Origin of the sequence: Streptomyces sp. NPDC005195, from assembly GCF_040608315.1 — a bacterium.
Lineage (GTDB): Bacteria > Actinomycetota > Actinomycetes > Streptomycetales > Streptomycetaceae > Streptomyces > Streptomyces kaempferi.
Genome location: NZ_JBEXHZ010000055.1, coordinates 1 through 17,769, shown reverse-complemented (window position 1 = coordinate 17,769; position 17,769 = coordinate 1). Strand labels below are relative to the sequence as shown.

Below are 17,769 nucleotides of genomic sequence, written 5' to 3'. Positions count from 1 at the left end.
ATGACGTGGTCCGGGTCGGCACGGCCGGGTCATTCACACCGCCGGTTCGCCGGATCGCCTGAATTCCACGATGAGATCGCACGCCGCCGCTGAGCACGCGTGCGGGAGGAAGCTGTGAAGACAACGAACGAACGCGCCGCCACCCTGGTCGAGCTCTTCGCCGACTCGGTGCGGCGCCATGGGGGACGGTCGGCTGTCGGAGACGGCACGACGACGCTTACCTACGAGGAGCTGGACCGCAGGTCGGACGCCGTGGGCGCGCTGCTCAGCAGCCACGGGGTGGGCATCGAGGACCGGGTCGGGGTCTACCTGCCCCGCTCCGTCGATTTCGCCGTCGCGGTGCTCGGCGTCCTCAAGGCCGGAGCGGCCTACGTCGCGGTGGACCAGCGCTACCCCGACGCCCGCCGGGACCGGATGCTGCAGGACAGCGGCGCGAAGGTTGTCCTCAGCGACCAGGCGTCGGCCGGCTTGCTTACGGCGGTACCCGCTGAGGTCGTGCCGATCGGTGACTGGGCCGGGTTCGATGGCCAGGGCGCGGGTGCGGCACCGCTGTCGGAGAACGCGGCGAGCGTCCTGTTCACCTCGGGCTCCTCGGGCCGGCCGAAGGCGATCGTGCTGGAGCACCGGAACATCGTGTCGTTCGCGACCAACCCCGGCCTGCCGCAACTCCAGCCCGAGGACCGGACGGGGCAGATCTCCAACGTCTCTTTCGACGCCTTCCACTTCGAGATGTGGACCACCCTCGCGGCCGGTGCCCAGATGGTCGTTCTGCCGCCGGCACCGGAACTGCTCGCCGCGGGCTTCCGGCGGCAGATGGAGGAGTTCGGCGTCTCGGCGATGCTCGTGCCCACCATGGTGGTCAACCACGTCGTGCGGGAGGACCCGGACGCGTTCGCGTCGCTGCGGGTGCTCTGCGCCGGCGGTGACGTCCTCCAGCCCTCCGCCTGTCACGACCTGCTTACGGGCTGCTTCCAGGGACAGCTCTACAACCTGTACGGGCCAGCCGAGACCACCACCGCCTGTACTGCGCACCTAGTGACCGAGTCGGATGTGCGGTCCGGCACGATACCGATCGGGACCGCGCTCGCCGGAGTGACGGTCCGGCTGCTCGACGCGGACCTACGGGACGTGCCCGCGGGCGAGCGCGGCGAGATCTTCGTCGGTGGCCCGGGCCTGGCCCGCGGCTACCTCGACCGCGCGGACCTCACCGCGGAGCGCTTCGTGACAGTCACCGTCAACGGGGCCCCGATGCCGATGTACCGGACCGGCGACCTGGCACAGCTGCGTGCGGACGGGGCGCTGCTGTTCATCGGCCGCGCCGACGACCAGGTGAAGATCCACGGCTACCGGGTGGAGCCCGGCGAGGTCGAGCAGTCGCTCCGGCACCACCCCGAGGTCCAGGACGCCGTCGTGCTCGCCGAGGGCGAGGGCGACGATCGCCGACTGGTCGCCTTCGTCGTGCTCGGCGAGGAACTGGACATCGCGGAGCTGCGCGCCCGGATGGAGCGGGACCTGCCCGACTACATGGTGCCGAGCAGCTTCATCGTCCAGAGCGAGATCCCGTACACCCAGCACGGCAAGCGAGACAGCGCGGCCCTGCGGGAAGCGCTGGCAGGGCACGACGTCCACGCTGCGGAAGACTTCGCGGAACCGCTCGGCGAGACCGAGCACTACGTGGCCGCCCTCTGGGCGGACCTGCTCGGCGTCGAACGGGTGGGCCGCGACCAAGACTTCTTCGCCCTGGGCGGGCACTCCATGCTCGCCTTCCGGATGAGCCACCGGATCAACTGCGAACTCGGCACCCGGCTCGCCTTCTCGGTCGTGCTGGACCACACCACCGTGCAGGGCCTGGCCGAGCAGCTCGACCTGGTACGGACACCGGCGGCGGGCAAGTGAGCACGGCAGCCGACGTCCAGCGCGCCCGCCGGGGCGCGGCCCCGCCTGATCCGTACGCCCACGGCGAGCGGATAGAGCTCGTGGTCGCCCACCACGCCCGGCTCCGCCCCGACGCCGTCGCGGTCCAGCAGGCCGAGGAGACGATCAGCTACGGCTCGCTCGTCGAACGGGCCGAGGCCGTCGCCGCCCAGCTGCGCAGCCGGGGCGTGCCCGTCGGCGCCCAGGTCGCGGTGGCGATGGACCGCTCGATCGACTTGGTGGCCACGCTGCTGGGCGTCCTGCGAGCCGGTGCCGCCTATGTGGCCGTCGACCCGCAGTGGCCCTGGCTTCGGATCGCGGACGCGGTGCGCGGAACGGACACCTGTCTCCTCGTCACCGACGACGGCGAGCTTGCCGGGGAGGTGTGTGCCGGGACGGGCGTCCCCGCGGTCACCCCAGGTGAACTGTTCGTCGGCGACCCCGCCGCCGCACCCCCCGCGGAGACCGACGGCACGCGCACGGCGAGCGTCTTCTACACCTCGGGCTCCACCGGCCGGCCAAAGGGCGCGCTGTCGCCGCACCGCGGCACCCTCCGGACGGTCGTCGACTGTCCCGCAATCTCGGTCGGCGCCGACACCGTGTTCCTCCAGGCGTCACCGCTGCCGTGGGACGCGTTCTCGCTGGAGCTGTGGGCGCCGCTGCTCAACGGCGGCCGGAGCGTGCTGCTGGAGCACGGTGCCGCCGCCCTGGACGCGGAGCTCCTGAAGGCCGCCGTCCGCCGTGGCGTCAACAGCGTCTGGCTGACGAGTTCGCTGTTCGCCGCGCTGGCCGAGGACCGGCCCGATGTCTTCGAAGGGCTGCGCCTGGTGCTTACCGGCGGCGAGCGTGTCCCGGTGACCGCCGCACGGCAGGTCCTCGCCGGCTTCCCGGAGCTGCACCTGGTCAACGGCTACGGTCCGGCAGAGTCGACGATCTTCGCCACGCACCACGTCGTCCGGCCGGGTGACGTGACCGAGGGCAGCACCGAGATCCCCATCGGCACGCCCCTGCCCAGGACCGTGATCCGGCTGCTGGACCCGAACGGCCGTCCCGGCCCCGCCACGGGCGAGTACGAGGGCGAGATCGCGGTCGGCGGCGACGGCGTCGCGCTCGGCTACGCCGGAGACCCGGAGGAGACCCGGCGGCGCTTCTTCGACATCGAGGGCGAGCGCTACTACCGCACCGGCGACCTCGCCCAGCGGGACGCGGACGGGCTGCTCCGCTACCGCGGACGCCTCGACGACCAGATCAAGGTCCGCGGGATCCGCATCGAGCCCGGCGAGGTGGAGGCCGTCCTGGAGACGCACCCCTCGATCACGAAGGCCTGCGCTGTGGCGGTCGACTCGCCGTCGGGGAGCCGGCGGCACCTGGTGGCCGGGTACACCACCGCCGACCGGCGCCCCCTGGACCCGCCGGACCTGAGGGCCTTCGCGGCAACCCGGCTGCTGGACGCCATGGTCCCCACGCTCCTCCACCACGTCGACCGGATGCCCCGCAACGCCAACGGCAAGACCGACCGCCGGGCGGTGGCCGCGCTGATCCAGGAGCACCTGGCCGCAGCCGACGGCGGAGACGACCGGGCCGCAGGCGTCGGGGCGGTGGGCGAGGCCCCTGGCGGTCCGCTGGCGGACGTGTGCGCACTCCTGGGCACGGCCCGGCTGACCACCGCCGACGACCTCCTCGAAGCCGGGGCGAACTCCCTGGACGTCATCCGGCTGGCGGCCCGGCTGGGCCGACGGCTCGACGCCCGGCTGACCGCCGCCGACGTCTACCGGCTCCGTTCGGTCGAGGCGATCACCGCCTACTGTGCCGGTGCGGCGCGGGCCGACGAACTGCCGGAAGCAGTAGACGAGGAGAGCGACGGCCCGCTCTCCCACGCCCAACAGCGCTTCTGGCTCGCCGAGATGGCCTCGCCGGGAGCGGCGGACAACACCATCGTGCTGGCCTACCTGCTAGCGGGTCCGCTCCGGCGGGACATCCTCGCCGAGGCACTCGCCGAGTGCCTGCGGTCGCACGCGGCACTGCGGACGGTCTACCTCTGGGGCGACGAGGGCCCGGTGCAGCGGATCCTGCCGCCCGAGCCGACTTGCAGAATCCTGGAAGAGGTCGAGCCGCCGTCCGACGCCGTCGGGCGCGAACCGCAGGAACTCGCCGAGGCGCTCGTCGCCGACTGGTGGGACCGGCCGTTCGCGCTGGACTCGGAGATCCCGGTGCGGTTCAGGCTCTGCCGCATCGGTGACGAACGGCACCTGCTCTGCATCCAGGTGCACCACATATCCTTCGACGGAAGCTCGGAGCACGCCTTCGTGGCTAACCTGCGGGCCGCCTACGAAGCCCGCTGCGCCGGACGGCCCGTCCCCGCGCACGAAGGGCGGCTGAGCTACCGGCGCTACGCCGCCTGGGAGGCGCACCAGCTCGTCGGCTGGGCCGGCCGGGACCTCCCCTACTGGTCCGACCAACTGCGGCCGGCTCCCGAGCCGTTCCTGCCGGCGCCCACCGGTGGTGGCGCCGAGGCGGCCCGACGGGAGCTCGCCACCCGCGTGGACGCCGAAACGGTGACGGCCCTGGCGGCGGTCTGCGCGGGTCTGGGCGGACCGGTTCTGACCGGACTCATGGCCGCGGCCGGGCTCGCCCTGGCACGGATCTTCGGGATCGCCGACCCGGCGCTCGGAACCGTGACGGCCGGCCGGTTCGACCCCGTGCCGGAGTCGACCGTCGGCTACTTCGTCAACCCGTTCGTCGTCCGCCTGGCGGCGAAGCCGGAAGAGGACGCGAGCACCGTACTCGCCCGTGCGGTGCGGCAGGTCGTGGACGGCCTCGACCACGCGCGCACGCCGTTCGACGACGTGGTGGGCGCACTGGAACCCGCCCGAGGGCGCCACCCCTTCTTCCAGACCTTCGTCGTCCTCCAACTGTCACCGCCGGCCAACGCTCTGGGCGCCGGTGTCGAGCTGACACCCATACGGATCCGGCCGCCGCGCACCGCGATGGAGCTCGTGATCGAGGCGATTCCCGGCACAGACGGCTCCTGGACGGTCGTCACTCAGTGGCGGGAGGACGGCGTCAGCGCCGATGCTGTCGCCCGTGTGGACGTGGAGCTGCGTCGCTGCCTGGCCGAGATGGCGGGTCAGGTATGACCACCGACACCAGGTCCCGCGCCGGGCGATGGCTGTGCAGGTTCCACCCGGCACCGAGGCGTCCGACCTCGCGCCTGTTAATGCTGCCGCACGCCGGCGGCTCCGCCAGTTTCTACTTCCCGTTCTCAGAGACGCTGTCCGGCGACGTGGACGTGCTGGTGGCGCAGTATCCAGGTCGGCAGGAACGCCACAAGGAGCCGCCGATCACCGACATCCGGGAGCTCGCGGTCGCGGTGCTCGCCGCACTGACGGCGGACGGACTCGATGATGTGCCGCTGGCACTGTTCGGACACAGCATGGGCGCTCTTGTCGCGTACGAGATGGCCGGGCTCCTCGAAGAACGCGGTGTGCCGGTCGCGCGACTGTTCGTCTCCGGGTGCCGTGGCGCGGCTGTGCCCGACGATCTGCCGCGGTTGCGCGCCGCCGACGACGACGCCCTGATGGCCGAGTTGGCGGCCATGGGGGGAACCGACGTCGAGCTGCTCAGCCATCCGGACATCCGTCAGATGGTCCTGCCGCCACTGCGCGCCGACTTCCGTGCCGTGGAGGCGTACAGCCACCGGCCCCGGCAACCCCTGCGCGTCCCGGTGACCGCGCTGATCGGTGATATGGACCCCCGGGTGCGGCCGGGCACCGCAGAGGCCTGGTCCGAGCTCACGCTTGGATCCTACGAACTGCGGGTCTTCCACGGAGACCACTTTTTCCTCGTGGCGCCGGGGACGTTCGGCGAGGTGGTCGGACTCCTGCGCGACCGGTTGACCGGACCGGGTCCATCGACCACCGACATCTCTCACGGCGAGGAAGAAGCACTATGATCACCCATTGGTGGCTCCATCAGCTGCCCCCGGTTTCCGGCGTCCTCAGGGCGGTCCTCTACGCGGGGCTGCTCGTACTCTGTATGAACCAGCAGCCCACGCCGCTGTTCGCGCCGAAAATCATGGCGAAGACCGAGTCGGCCTTCTACACTCCCGTCCTCGCGCTGCGCGTCCTAGGGATCCGATGGGTCCGCCCGGCGGTGCTCGTGGTGGTCAGGAATCTGACCATCGTCGCGTGGATCGCCGCGACGGCGGGCCTGCTGCAACCGGTCGCCGGGATCCTCACCTTCCTGGGCTTCGCGTTCCTGCACGCGGTGAACGCCGGTGCGCTGGGCGCCAACCACTCCAGCCACGCAGCCCTATACACCCTGTTCGCCATGTGTTTCTCGGTGTCCTACGACTTCTCGCTCGACGGGCTGTTCGCCGACCACACCGCCTGGCCCCTGCTGGTGGCCCGCGACTCCGCGTTCACGTCAGGATTCGCCCCCTGCCTGCTGCTGGTGGCACTCGCGTACACCCTGTTCGCCGCCGGCGTCGCGAAGCTGCGCTTCGGGCGGCAGGGCTGGTTCGACGGCACCGCGCTGAACTTCTACCTCCGGATCTCCCAGCCGGCGGCACGCTGGCTGTGGCTGTCGCGGTTGATGATTTCCAAGCCGTGGCTGTGCCGGCTGGCCGCCTGGGGCACGCTGGTCGTCGAACTCAGCTCGGTGGCCGCCATTTTCAGCTGGCAGCTGCGCATGCCCATGGTCCTGGCGTGGATCGCCATGCACATCGTCATCCTCTGGGTCATGTTCCCGGCCTACTACATCCAGATGTGGTGCTACCTGCTGCTGTTCGACTGGCCTTGGCTCATCGAGCAGGTCACCGGAGACCGCCCGGCGACGCACGTCTTCACCTCCGACGGGCCGGTCGCCACGACCATGGCCGTCGTGGGCTGTGCGCTGACCGCCGGGCTCCTCTACGTCCTGGTCGTCAGCTCGGAGCAGTGGCCGTTCACCAGCGTGCCGATGTACTCCAACGGCACTGCCGAGGCGGACCTGATCCCGCTGCCGGACCGTGCCGAACTCCATGAGCGCGCCACCCGGGCGGCCCGCGGGCAGCACACCGCCTGGGGCCGCGCCTGGGTCGACGAGGAGTACCTGGAGGACATCTGGGCCCGTCCGGCGGACCCCGACGCCGAGCCGCAGCGCATGTTCCACCTGCTGATGGAGGAGGGCACTTCGACCTTCGTCCGCTGGTCGCAGTACGCCAAGGTGGTCCGCGAGCTCGCCATCGAGGACGTCCTCGCGAAGCCGCCGAACAGCCCGGAGCATGCTGAAGACCAGGTCTATCCGGCCGCCGCGTTCCTGCGGCAGGTCGCCCCGCTGTTCCGCGCGGCGCTGCCGACCTGGGAGAAGTACGAGGCACTGGAGCTGGTGTGCCGCACCAGTTGCGGTGGTGTCCTGATCGGCCGCGCCGAACTGGCCGAGTCCCGAGTCGCAAGGTGAACGCGATGACCGCACCGCAGAGCATCAGCGAAATCGCGTCCGCACCGGACGCGGAGTGGTACCCGCTGTCGTCGGCGCAGCTGACGATGTGGCTTGCTGCCCAGTCCGGCGACGCCCACGCCGCGTACACGATTCCCGCCGTCTACCGGCTGGACGGCGAGCTGGACGTCGAGGCGCTCAAGGAGGCGTTTACCGAGCTGCTGCGGCGCCATGAGGCGCTGCGCACCGTGTTCGGCAGCGTGGACGGCGTGCCCCGGCAGCGGCCGGCCGCCGACGCGGAGCTGGACTGGACGTACCGGATCGCTGCCCAGGGGACCGACCGGCTGATCGAGCACTTCGTGTCGCGCCCGTTCGACCTGGCCGCCGGGCGCCTGCTGCACGTGATGCTGGTGAAGGAGGCCGCCGACCGCCATGTCCTGGTCCTCGCGGCGCACCACATCGCGGTCGACGGATGGTCGTTGACCGTGCTCCTCGACCAGGCGCTGGACGTCTACCGGCGAGGTGTGCAGGGCGTCCCGCAGGAGGCCGAGGACGGTGCCCGGCTCCAGTACAAGGACTACGCGGTCTGGCAGCAGACCGTGCTCGACAGCGGCGTCCTGGACGCCTCCCGGGAGTACTGGCGGCAGCGTTTCCAGGAGCCGGTCGAGCGGGTGGACCTGCCCGCCGACTGCCCCCGCCCGACGGTGCGCAGCCACCTCGGTGCGAACGCCACCCGCGTCCTGCGGCCGGAGACGGTGGCCGCTCTCAAGGACCTCTGCCGGCTGGAGCGGACCACGGCGTTCGCCGCGCTCAGCGCCGCACTGCGGGTGCTGGTGTACCGCTACAGCGGGCAGAGGGACATCGCCCTGGGCACCTCCGCCGTCAACCGGCCGCTGCCCGAGCTGTTCGACCAGGTCGGCTGCTACATCAACAGCGTGGCGCTGCGCGATCCGGTGGCGCCTGGCGCGAGTTTCCGCGAGATGCTGCTCAGCAGCCACCGGACCGTGCGCGGCGCTCTGGGCCACGCCGAGTACCCGTTCGACCGGGTGGTCCGTGACGCGGGCGCCGACACCGAAGCGGGGCGCAGCGCGCTCTTCGACATCATGATCATGTCCGATGAGGGCTTCGGCGAGCCCGGCGAACAGGTGCCCGGCCTCGGAGTGCAGGCGGTCCGCGTCGGCAACGGCCACAGCAAGATGGACCTGACGCTGTTCTTCGCGGAGACGCCCGAAGGGCTGCTCGCCACCGTCGAGTACGCCGTCGAACTGTTCGACGCCGACCGTATCGAACGGCTGCTGCGCCATTTCGAGGTCCTGCTGGCGGACGCGGTGGCCAGGCCGGACGAGCCGGTGGAGGCCCTCGAACTGCTCGACGCCGCCGAGCGCGAGCTCGTCATGCACGGCTTCAACCGCACCGACGCACCGTACGACCTCGACACCACCGTCGTGCGGCTGTTCGAGGAGCAGGTCCAGCGCACCCCGGACGCCGTCGCGGTCGTCGACGAGCAACAGTCCTGGACGTTCGCCGAGCTCAACGCGCAGGCCAACCGACTGGCGTGGACGCTGCGCGACAAGTACGGCGTGGCGACCGGCACCCTGGTGGCGCTGCGGCTGGCCCGGTCCGCCGACCTGACGGCGGCGGTCCTCGGCGTCCTGAAAGCCGGTGGCGCGTACCTGCCGCTGAGCTCGACCGACCCCGACGACCGGGTCCGCCACGTCCTGGACGACAGCGGATGCGACGTCGTGCTGCGGGTCGGGGATGCCGCAGACCCCCTCCTCACCGGCCGGACGTTGCTGGACCTGGCCGGGCCGCTGTCGGAGCGCACCGACAACCCGCCGACCGCCGCGGGACCGGGCGACCTCGCCTACTGCATTTACACCTCAGGGTCCACCGGGCTCCCCAAGGGCGCCCTGGTCGAGCACCGCTCCCTGGTCAACCGGCTGCACTGGATGGTCGAGGACTTGGGCCTCGGCGAGGACGACGTCATCCTGCAGAAGACGCCGTACACCTTCGATGTCTCCGTGTGGGAGCTGCTGCTGCCCGGGACGATCGGTGCCCGGCAGGTCATGCTCTCGCCCGGGGGAGAGTCCGACCCCGAGCTGATCCGGTCGACCATCCGCCGTCACGGGGTGACCGTGGTGCACTTCGTTCCGTCCATGCTCAGCCAGTACTTGAACTCCTGTCAGGACGGCTTCACGGGAGTGCGGTTCTGCGTCTGCAGCGGCGAGGAGCTCGACAGCAGCCTCGCGCGGAGATTCTTCGGCGCCGTCGGAGACGACGGTGCGCGACTGATCAACTACTACGGCCCGACCGAGGCGGCCGTGGACGTCACCACGCTGCACGTGGAACGCGGCCGGCCGGTCACCCTCGGCCGTCCGGCGCCCAACAACCGCCTCTACGTCCTCGATGACAGCGGCCGGCCGTGCCCGATCGGCGTCACCGGTGAACTCTGCATCGGCGGGGCCCAGGTGGCCCGCGGCTACCTGAACCGCCCGGAGTTGACGGCGGAGCGTTTCGTCGCGGACCCGCTGGGTACCGGCCGGATGTACCGCACCGGTGACCTGGCTTGCTGGTCGCCCGACGGACAGCTGCGCTATCTGGGGCGGCGCGACAACCAGGTCAAGATTCGCGGCCAGCGCGTCGAGCTGGGCGAGATCGAACAGGCGCTGCGGGACGAACCCGGGATCGAGCGCGCCGTGGTCCTCCCCCGCGCGACCGGCGGGGAGACCGGGCTGCTCTACGCCTACCTGGAGGCCACCGGCTCGGCGCCCTCCAACGAGGCTCTGCGCGCGGCGCTGCTGCGCCGCCTGCCGACCCACATGGTGCCCTCCCACTTCCTGCGCGTCGACACCCTGCCGCTCACCGCCAACGGCAAGGTGGACCGCCGGGCGCTGTCCCGGCTCGGCGACGGGGAGCTGGCGACCGCGGAGCGGGTGGCGGCCGCCACCGAGACCGAGCGGGCGGTGGCCGGAGTCTGGTCCGCACTGCTCGGCAGCGACGCCTTCGGAAGCACGGACGACTTCTTCGTGATCGGGGGCCACTCCCTGCTGGCCCTGCAACTGGCCAGCCGGGTCAATGAGCACTTCGGCCTCGATCTGCCGTCGGCCGCCTACTTCGCCCACCGCACCATCGCCTCCCAGGCCCGCCTGGTGGACGAGACGGCCCCGCGGACCCACACCGGTATACCGGTGGTCGCCCGCACGGACGGCCACCCGCTGTCCTTCGCGCAGGAGCGGATGTGGTTCCTGTCCCAGCTCGACTCCGACAGCACCGCCTACCACATCCGTACGCTGGCGACCTTCCGCGGTCCGCTGGACGTCCCCGCCCTGCGCCTCGCGCTGGAGGACCTCGTCGCCCGGCACGAGCTGCTCCGCGTCACCTATGACGCGGCCGGCGGGACACCGACCCAGCGGGTCCGGGAAGGGCTGCCCCTGGCCTACGCCGAGCACGACCTGACCGCGTGCGATCCCGCGGAGCTGGACGAGGCCGTCGCACGGCTGGTGCAGACCGACGACCTGGTGCCCTTCCGGCTCACCGAGGAGGCACCGGTCCGGTTCGCCCTGTTCCGGACGGGCCCGTCCGAGCACCGGTTCCTGCTCACGCTCCACCACATCGCGGGTGACGGCTGGTCCATGCGGCTGCTGATGCGCGATCTCGCGGCCCTATACGGCCGGCGGGCGGATCCGTCGCAGGCGCAGTCCGTGCCGACGCCGTCGCGGGTCCAATACATCGACTACGCCGCGGCCGTCCGGGAACGGGTGGCGAGTGGGGCGGTCGAGCCCGATCTGCAGTACTGGCTCGCCAAGCTCGCGGGCGCGCCCCAGCTCGAACTGCCGATGGACGTGTCGGAGCCCGAGGGCAGCGGCCGAGCCGACGGCCGCCTCGCGCGGAGCATGCCCGTGGAGACCGGCGCGGCACTGCGCAGGCTCGCGGCGCAGACCTCGACGACCCCGTTCGAGATCGCCATGGCCGCGCTCAACCTGCTCCTGTGCCGGCTCAGCGGCCAGTCGGACGTGGTGGTCGGCTACCCGGTGGCCAACCGTGACGCCGTCGAGACGGAGAGCATCGTCGGCCTGTTCCTCAACACGCTCGTGCTGCGGACCGAGCTGGCTGGCGACTCGACCTTCCTCGACCTGCTCTCCCGGGTCAGCGCCGGGCTCCACGAGGGCTACGCGCACGAGGCCGCGCCGTTCGAGCTGCTGGTGGAGCGACTCAACCCGGTGCGGCGCCTCGACCGCAGTCCCGTGTTCGACGTGCTGCTCAACTACCTCGGTCGGCTCCACGAGGAAGCGGTGATCGACGGCGTGGAGACGTTGTTCGACGACACCCTCTGGGAGCCCGAGGCCAAGCTGCCGTTTACGTTCTACGTCTCGGAGCGGGACGACGCCGCCCTGCACATCGAGCTCGTCTACCGTACCGACTCGTGCTCGGCGGCCCGTGCGGCGGCCATGCTGGGGCAGTTCAGCGCATTGCTGACCCAGGTCGTCGCCGCACCGAACCGCCCGCTGGACGCGTACTCCCTGGTCCTGCCCGGTGACGCACATGCCGGTGCGGCCCTGGCGACGCCGGTGGACGCGCCCGCGCAGCCGCCGGTGACCGAACTGATCGCGGCCCGGGCCGCGATCGCACCGGACGCCACGGCCGTCAGCCACGGCGGCTCCGCCCTGACCTACCGGCAACTGGTCGACCGCTCCGAGGAACTCGCCCGGCACCTGGTCGCGGCGGGGTGCGGGCGGGGACAGGTGGTCGCGGTGACGGGGCCGCGGAGTCCGGGATTCGTTGTGGCGATGCTGGCGGTGCTGCGCAGCGGCGCCGTGTTCTTCCCCGTGGACCCGGCACTGCCAGCAGGCCGGCGTCGGCACCTGGTCGACGTCGGCGCTCCGGTGTTCTGCGTCCGGGTGGAGGAGACAGACGAGCCGCAGCCTGCAGTCATCGAGGGCATGCCGCAGACCACCGTGGACGCCGGTACCGGGCGGTCGCAGCTGGCGGGCAGCGAGGCGTCTCTCCCGGCGGCCCCTGACGTGGCGCTCCCGGCGGTGGACCCCGATTCCCCCGCGTACCTGTTCTTCACCTCGGGAACCACGGGCACGCCCCGCGGAGTCCTGGGCCGGCACGCCTCGTTGACCCACTTCCTGCGCTGGCAGAGCCAGGAGTTCGGTGTGACGTCGCAGGACCGGTGCGCTCAGCTGACCAGCTCCTCCTTCGATGTGATGCTCCGTGACACGCTCGTCGGCCTGGTCAGCGGCGGCACCACGGTGCTGCCCGGGCCCGAGGACGTGCTGGCCGGGAAGGCGGTGTTCTCCTGGCTGGTGAGGGAGCGGATCACGGTGCTGCACGCGGCACCGACGGTGCTCCACTCATGGCTGCTGGATGCGCCGGCCGGTACCGGCCTGGGCGAGCTGCGGCTGGCCTTCCTGGCCGGCGAGCCACTCAAGGCGGCACTCGTCGAGCGGTTCCGGGAGGTCCTCCCCGACTCTGCCGAGGTGGTGAACCTCTACGGCCCGACCGAGACGACGATGGCGAAGTTCGCCTACCGCGTCCCGCGGAACGCCGCGTTGCCGCAGCTGCTGCCGGTGGGCTCGCCGCTGCCGCAGTGCCAGGCCGTCCTGATGCGCGACGGTGAGCTGTGCGGTGTGGGCGAGCTGGGGGAGATCCTCATCCGCACGCCGTTCCGGACCTTCGGCTACTTCGAGAACCCTGAGGCGAACGAGGCGGCCTTCCTGCCGAACCCGCAGCGCGCCGACGCGTCGGACCTGCTCTACCGGACCGGTGACCTGGGCCGGCTGCGCCCCGACGGGCTTCTGGAGGTCCGCGGCCGGATCGACCACCAGCTCAAGATCAACGGAGTGCGCCTGCACCCCGCCGAGATCGAGGGCGTCGCACTGGCGCACCCGTCGGTGTCCGCGTGCGTCGTCGTGGCGCACCGACACAGCACGGAGGAGTACCACCTGGTGGCGTACGCCGTCCCTCGTGCGGGCGCCGATACGGACCGTCTGCCGTCGCAGCTGCGCTCGCACCTGGCCGAGCAGTTGCCGTCGGCCCTCGTCCCCGCCGAGTTCATCGTCATCGACGCGATTCCGACGACGGCGAACGGCAAGCAGGACCGGGCCGCCCTGCCGCTCCCGCGCTTCCTGTCCGACCAGGCCGTCTCCGCCACGCCACCGCGCTCCGCGACTGAGGAGCAGATCTGCGCGATCTGGCAGGACGTCCTCGGCGGCCCGGTCGCCGGGATCGACCAGAACTTCTTCGAACTCGGCGGCTCCTCGTTGAAGGTGCTGCGCCTGCACGCGCTGCTGAACGAGCACTTCTCCAGCGAGGTTCGGGTGGCACAGTTGTTCACCCACGCGACCGTCGCCGGTCAGGCCGAGCTGGTTGTCCCGCGCCAGGTCCGCCACGAGGAGAGCCTCCTCGGTGAAGGGGTCATCGTGCTGGATTTCTAGCCCCTCTTCCTGGAACCACGGAAAATTCCGCCCGTGCGGGACGGGCTCCCGTCCCGCACGGCCCGGACATCGGCGAATCGAACAGCACCGGCACGGCCGGCGTGATGGATGAAGGACGGATGATGACAGCGGTCAGCAACGGCTCCCCGTTGGTTGAATGGTATGTGGACGCACTTGATGACGCACGTGATGGAGCCCTCGACTGGGCCCGGCGCAACAGCGGCGAGCTGAGGTCGGCCGTCACGGAGCACGGCGCCGTGCTGGTGCGGGGCCTCGGGCTGGGCGACGCGGAGACCTTCGCCGCGGTCAGCAAGGCGCTCGCCGACACCGGCGAACTGATGGTGGAACACGAGGGGTTCGCCCACCGCGACGAGGCCCCCGGACCGGTCTACTCCACCGCCAGCTGGGCCGACGACCAGACCATGTGCATGCACCACGAGCTGAGCTACGCCCGCGAGTTCCCCGCCATGCTCATCATGGGCTGCCTGACAGCCCCGGACCGGGGCGGCTGCACCGCCGTGGCCGACTCCAGCGCCGTCGTCGACGCGCTCCCCGCCGGGGTGGTCGACCGCCTGGAGATGGAGGGCTGGCTGCTCACGCGCAACTACAGCGACACGGTCGGGCTGCCCTGGGCGGAGGCCTTCGGCACCTCCTCCCGGGACGAGGTGGAACGGTACTGCCGCGAGGGGGACATCGAGTTCGAGTGGCGAGGCGACGACCTGCGGACCTGGCACCGTCGACCCGCCCTGATCACCCACCCGGTCACGGGACGGCGCTCCTGGTTCAACCAGATCGCCTTCTTCTCCGAGTGGAGCCTCGATGAGGACGTCCGCGACTACCTCGTCTCGGTGCTCGGGCCCGACGGCCTCTCCTTCAACACCGGGTGGGGGAACGGCGAACCCTTCACCGCCGACCTCATCCAGGCGATCAACGAGGCCTATGTGCGAGCGAGCCGCCGCGAACCCTGGCAGGCGGGCGACCTGCTGATGATGGACAACGTCCGGATGGCGCACAGCCGGGAGGCCTTCGAGGGCGACCGGCGCGTCCTGCTGGCCTTCGCGGATCCGCTGCGCGCCCGGCTCCCCGAGACCGCACTCGGGATCTGACACCCGCGAGTCCCCCGGCCGCACTCGTGCCAGGCACCGTGTCCGCGGCGGATTCCCCATACCGAGCCGCCGAACGCCACCATGCTGCCCGCGGCGCCGGGCGCCCGTTCAGCCCTCCTCTTTATTTGCTCGTAGGTCATCACGAGCAAGTCATGGCCGCCCTAAAGGGGACGGTGGACAGCTTTTCCCGGCATATGTCATGCATCTGTCGGGCGCTATCGAGCACCACCTTGTTCACTTTTTCGAATGATATGGAGACCCCTTGTGGCTCAGCTGACGTCCAAACGACGACTCGCCCTCGCCGTACCAGTCGTACTGTCGCTCACCGCCTCCCTGGGCTTCCTGCCCGGCGCGGCTTCGGCTGCGGCGGGCAGGAAGCCCGCCGTCTCTGCCGCACAGGCCGCCGAGGGACCCGAACTGTCGTACGTGGTCAACACCAGGACGGACCGTCACACCCTCTCAGCGGTCCAGCGGGCCATAGGCGCGGCGGGTGGCACGATCGTCGTGACGTACGACAAGATCGGTGTGATCGTCGTCCACTCCACGAACCCTGGCTTCGCCACCGCCCTGCGCGCGGTGCCCGGAGTGCAGTCGGCGGGCGCCACACGTCACGCGCCGCTCCCGGCGCAGTCCACGACGGACGTCGGTACGCCGAAGGCGCTCACCGCCGACGAGGTCGCGCACGCCAAGGCCGCTGACGGGCAGGACCCGTTGGAGCCGCTGCAGTGGGACCTGCCCGCCATCAAGGCGGACAAGGCACACGAGCGGACGCTCGGCAGCCGCCGTGTCACCGTGGGCGTCATCGACACCGGTGTGGACGACACCCATCCGGACATCGCGCCGAACTTCAACCGCGACGCGTCCGCTAACTGCGTGTCGGGCAAGCCGGACACCACCGAGGGCTCCTGGCGGCCGACCGCCGAGGAGAGCCCGCACGGCACCCATGTGGCGGGTGAGATCGCGGGCGCGAAGAACGGTGTCGGTATCACCGGTGTGGCGCCCGGCGTGCGGGTCGCGGGCATCAAGGTGGCCACCGCGGCCGGCTACATCTACACGGAGGCCGCGGTGTGCGGCTTCATGTGGGCGGCCGACCACCACGTCGATGTCACCAACAACAGCTATTACACTGACCCTTGGTACTTCAACTGCGCGAGCGACCCGGACCAGAAGGCTCTCGCGGAGGCCATCACCCGGGCGTCGCAGTACGCGGAGCGCAAGGGCACAGTCAATGTCGCGGCGGGCGGCAACGATGGCTACGACCTGGACGCTGCCTCCATCACCGACCCGGTCTCTCCTAACGACGGCACGCCCAGTGACCGGGTGATCGACCCTCACCAGTGCTTCGCCATCCCGGCTCAGCTGCCGGGCGTGGTGACCGTCGCCTCGACCGGGGCGAAGGGCCTCAAGTCGTCGTTCTCCAACTACGGCCTCGGTGTCATCGACGTTGCCGCCCCCGGTGGTGACTCGACCGACTACCAGGCCCCCGCCCCGCCCGCCACTAGCGGTAAGATCCTCGGCCCGTTGCCCGGCGGCACGTGGGGTTACATGTCGGGCACCTCGATGGCCACCCCGCATGTCGTCGGCGTGGCCGCCCTCATCAAGTCGACGCATCCGGACGCCTCCGCCGCCATGGTGAAGGCCCTGCTGTACGCCGAGGCGGACGGGACGGCGTGCACCGATCCGTATGACATCGACGCGGACGGAACGATCGACGCGGTGTGTAAGGGCTCCACGAACCACAACGGGTTCTACGGATGGGGCACCGTGAACGCTCTGAAGGCCGTGTCCTGGTGACCGTGCGGCTGCACGCGTAGGGCATGCGCGGGGTCCGGTGCCGTCGGTACCGGACCCCGCGCCAGGAGGCGCGCGGCTACCCACTGGCGGGTGGCTGGGCCGAGAGCTCGCATCCCAGCTGCCATCCTCCGCGCTTTTTTGGAGCGGGATGCCGGACCGGTGTGCTGACCACCGACATGGTGAGGAAGATGTCCTTTTTCAACGAGCACCGTGAGCGTTTCCCTAAGGGCTACTCACTTGTGGAGTGTGGATCGAATCGACTGACCAAGGGCACTGTGTGCGCCCCGTAGGCGCCGTTTACGCTCTTGGCATGCAGCGCAGTGATGTCAGGCGGGACGGCGGCACATGGGTGGGCCTGTCGTTGGACGTACAGGATCGCCACCAGCCGGAGCTGGGCGTTTTCACTGCTGGGCCGCGGCTGCTGGTCTCCCAGCTGTCGCGGCCGGTGCTACTGGCCGTTGTCGAAGAGCCTGTCCACACTCCGGGGGACACCTCAATGCAGACCGTCTCCTGACCGGCCTGCAATGCGCCGGCCGGCGAACCCTGCACCCTGCGCGGGGGACACCAGGCCCGAGTAGCGGCCTTCCGTCTTCGCGCAGGCAGCTCCGCGCCGTCAGCTACGAAGGATCAGCGGAAGCCGCAGAAAGCCCGTCGCCAGCATGAACTGCCCGAGCAACTCAAGATCGCGCGCACCGATACTCCTCCCGCCCCCGCTCGCCCCTCCCGGAGTGTCGTTTCGCCATTCCGCGGCCCGTCCCTGAACGCGCCGTCGACGTGCCCCCTCTGCGAGAAGCTGATCGGGGCCCGCGATGCGATGGACCGCACCTCCGCCGGCGAGTTGGCGCATGCGCGCTGCGTGACGGGCCAAAACCCGGTCAAAGCGCCTCGAGATGGCTTCGCTGCCAACAGGGCCCGGATCGAGGCAGGGGTGACCTTCCGGGGACAGAAGCCGTCGGGATGGCGGCTCGGCAGCTCCCCGTCCAACGCATGCGAAAGCACTCGCTAGTGTGATGCGCCAGAAATCCTGAGGGTTAGTTCTGCTCTGTTTTCTGGTCGGTGGTTCCGATCTTGGTGAGGTAGTCGGCGAGGGAGTTGAG

General features: G+C 70.7%; 7 protein-coding genes. All 7 read left to right on the top strand.

Going from position 1 to position 17,769, the window contains the following annotated elements:
- Positions 1-114 precede the first annotated feature (114 nt).
- The 7 genes from ABZV34_RS31680 (at position 115) to ABZV34_RS31650 (ending at position 16,672) form a co-directional block, all read left to right on the top strand.
- A complete protein-coding gene (locus ABZV34_RS31680) occupies positions 115-1,896 on the top strand; it encodes a non-ribosomal peptide synthetase (protein WP_356284241.1) in 1,782 nt (593 codons plus the stop codon).
- Positions 1,893-5,051 carry an amino acid adenylation domain-containing protein gene (locus tag ABZV34_RS31675; RefSeq protein ID WP_356284238.1) on the top strand — a complete coding sequence of 1,053 codons (3,159 nt, stop codon included), beginning with the start codon at positions 1,893-1,895 and terminating at the stop codon, positions 5,049-5,051. The genes ABZV34_RS31680 and ABZV34_RS31675 overlap by 4 nt, the downstream gene beginning before the upstream one ends.
- Entirely contained in the window at positions 5,048-5,866 is an 819-nt protein-coding gene (locus ABZV34_RS31670) for an alpha/beta fold hydrolase (RefSeq protein WP_356284235.1), read from the top strand. The genes ABZV34_RS31675 and ABZV34_RS31670 overlap by 4 nt, the downstream gene beginning before the upstream one ends.
- Positions 5,863-7,353, top strand: a complete 1,491-nt coding sequence (locus ABZV34_RS31665; RefSeq protein WP_356284232.1) for a hypothetical protein — start codon at positions 5,863-5,865, stop codon at positions 7,351-7,353. The genes ABZV34_RS31670 and ABZV34_RS31665 overlap by 4 nt, the downstream gene beginning before the upstream one ends.
- Before the next feature lie 5 nt (positions 7,354-7,358).
- Positions 7,359-13,772, top strand: coding sequence for an amino acid adenylation domain-containing protein (locus ABZV34_RS31660; protein ID WP_356284229.1), 6,414 nt, complete (start codon positions 7,359-7,361; stop codon positions 13,770-13,772).
- A 164-nt stretch (positions 13,773-13,936) separates the two neighbouring features.
- The gene (locus ABZV34_RS31655) at positions 13,937-14,878 is read left to right on the top strand and encodes a TauD/TfdA family dioxygenase (RefSeq protein WP_356284226.1); all 942 of its coding nucleotides are present in this window, start codon (positions 13,937-13,939) and stop codon (positions 14,876-14,878) included.
- A gap of 264 nt (positions 14,879-15,142) precedes the next feature.
- A complete protein-coding gene (locus ABZV34_RS31650; protein ID WP_356284223.1) occupies positions 15,143-16,672 on the top strand; it encodes a S8 family serine peptidase in 1,530 nt (509 codons plus the stop codon).
- Positions 16,673-17,769: the final 1,097 nt, after the last annotated feature.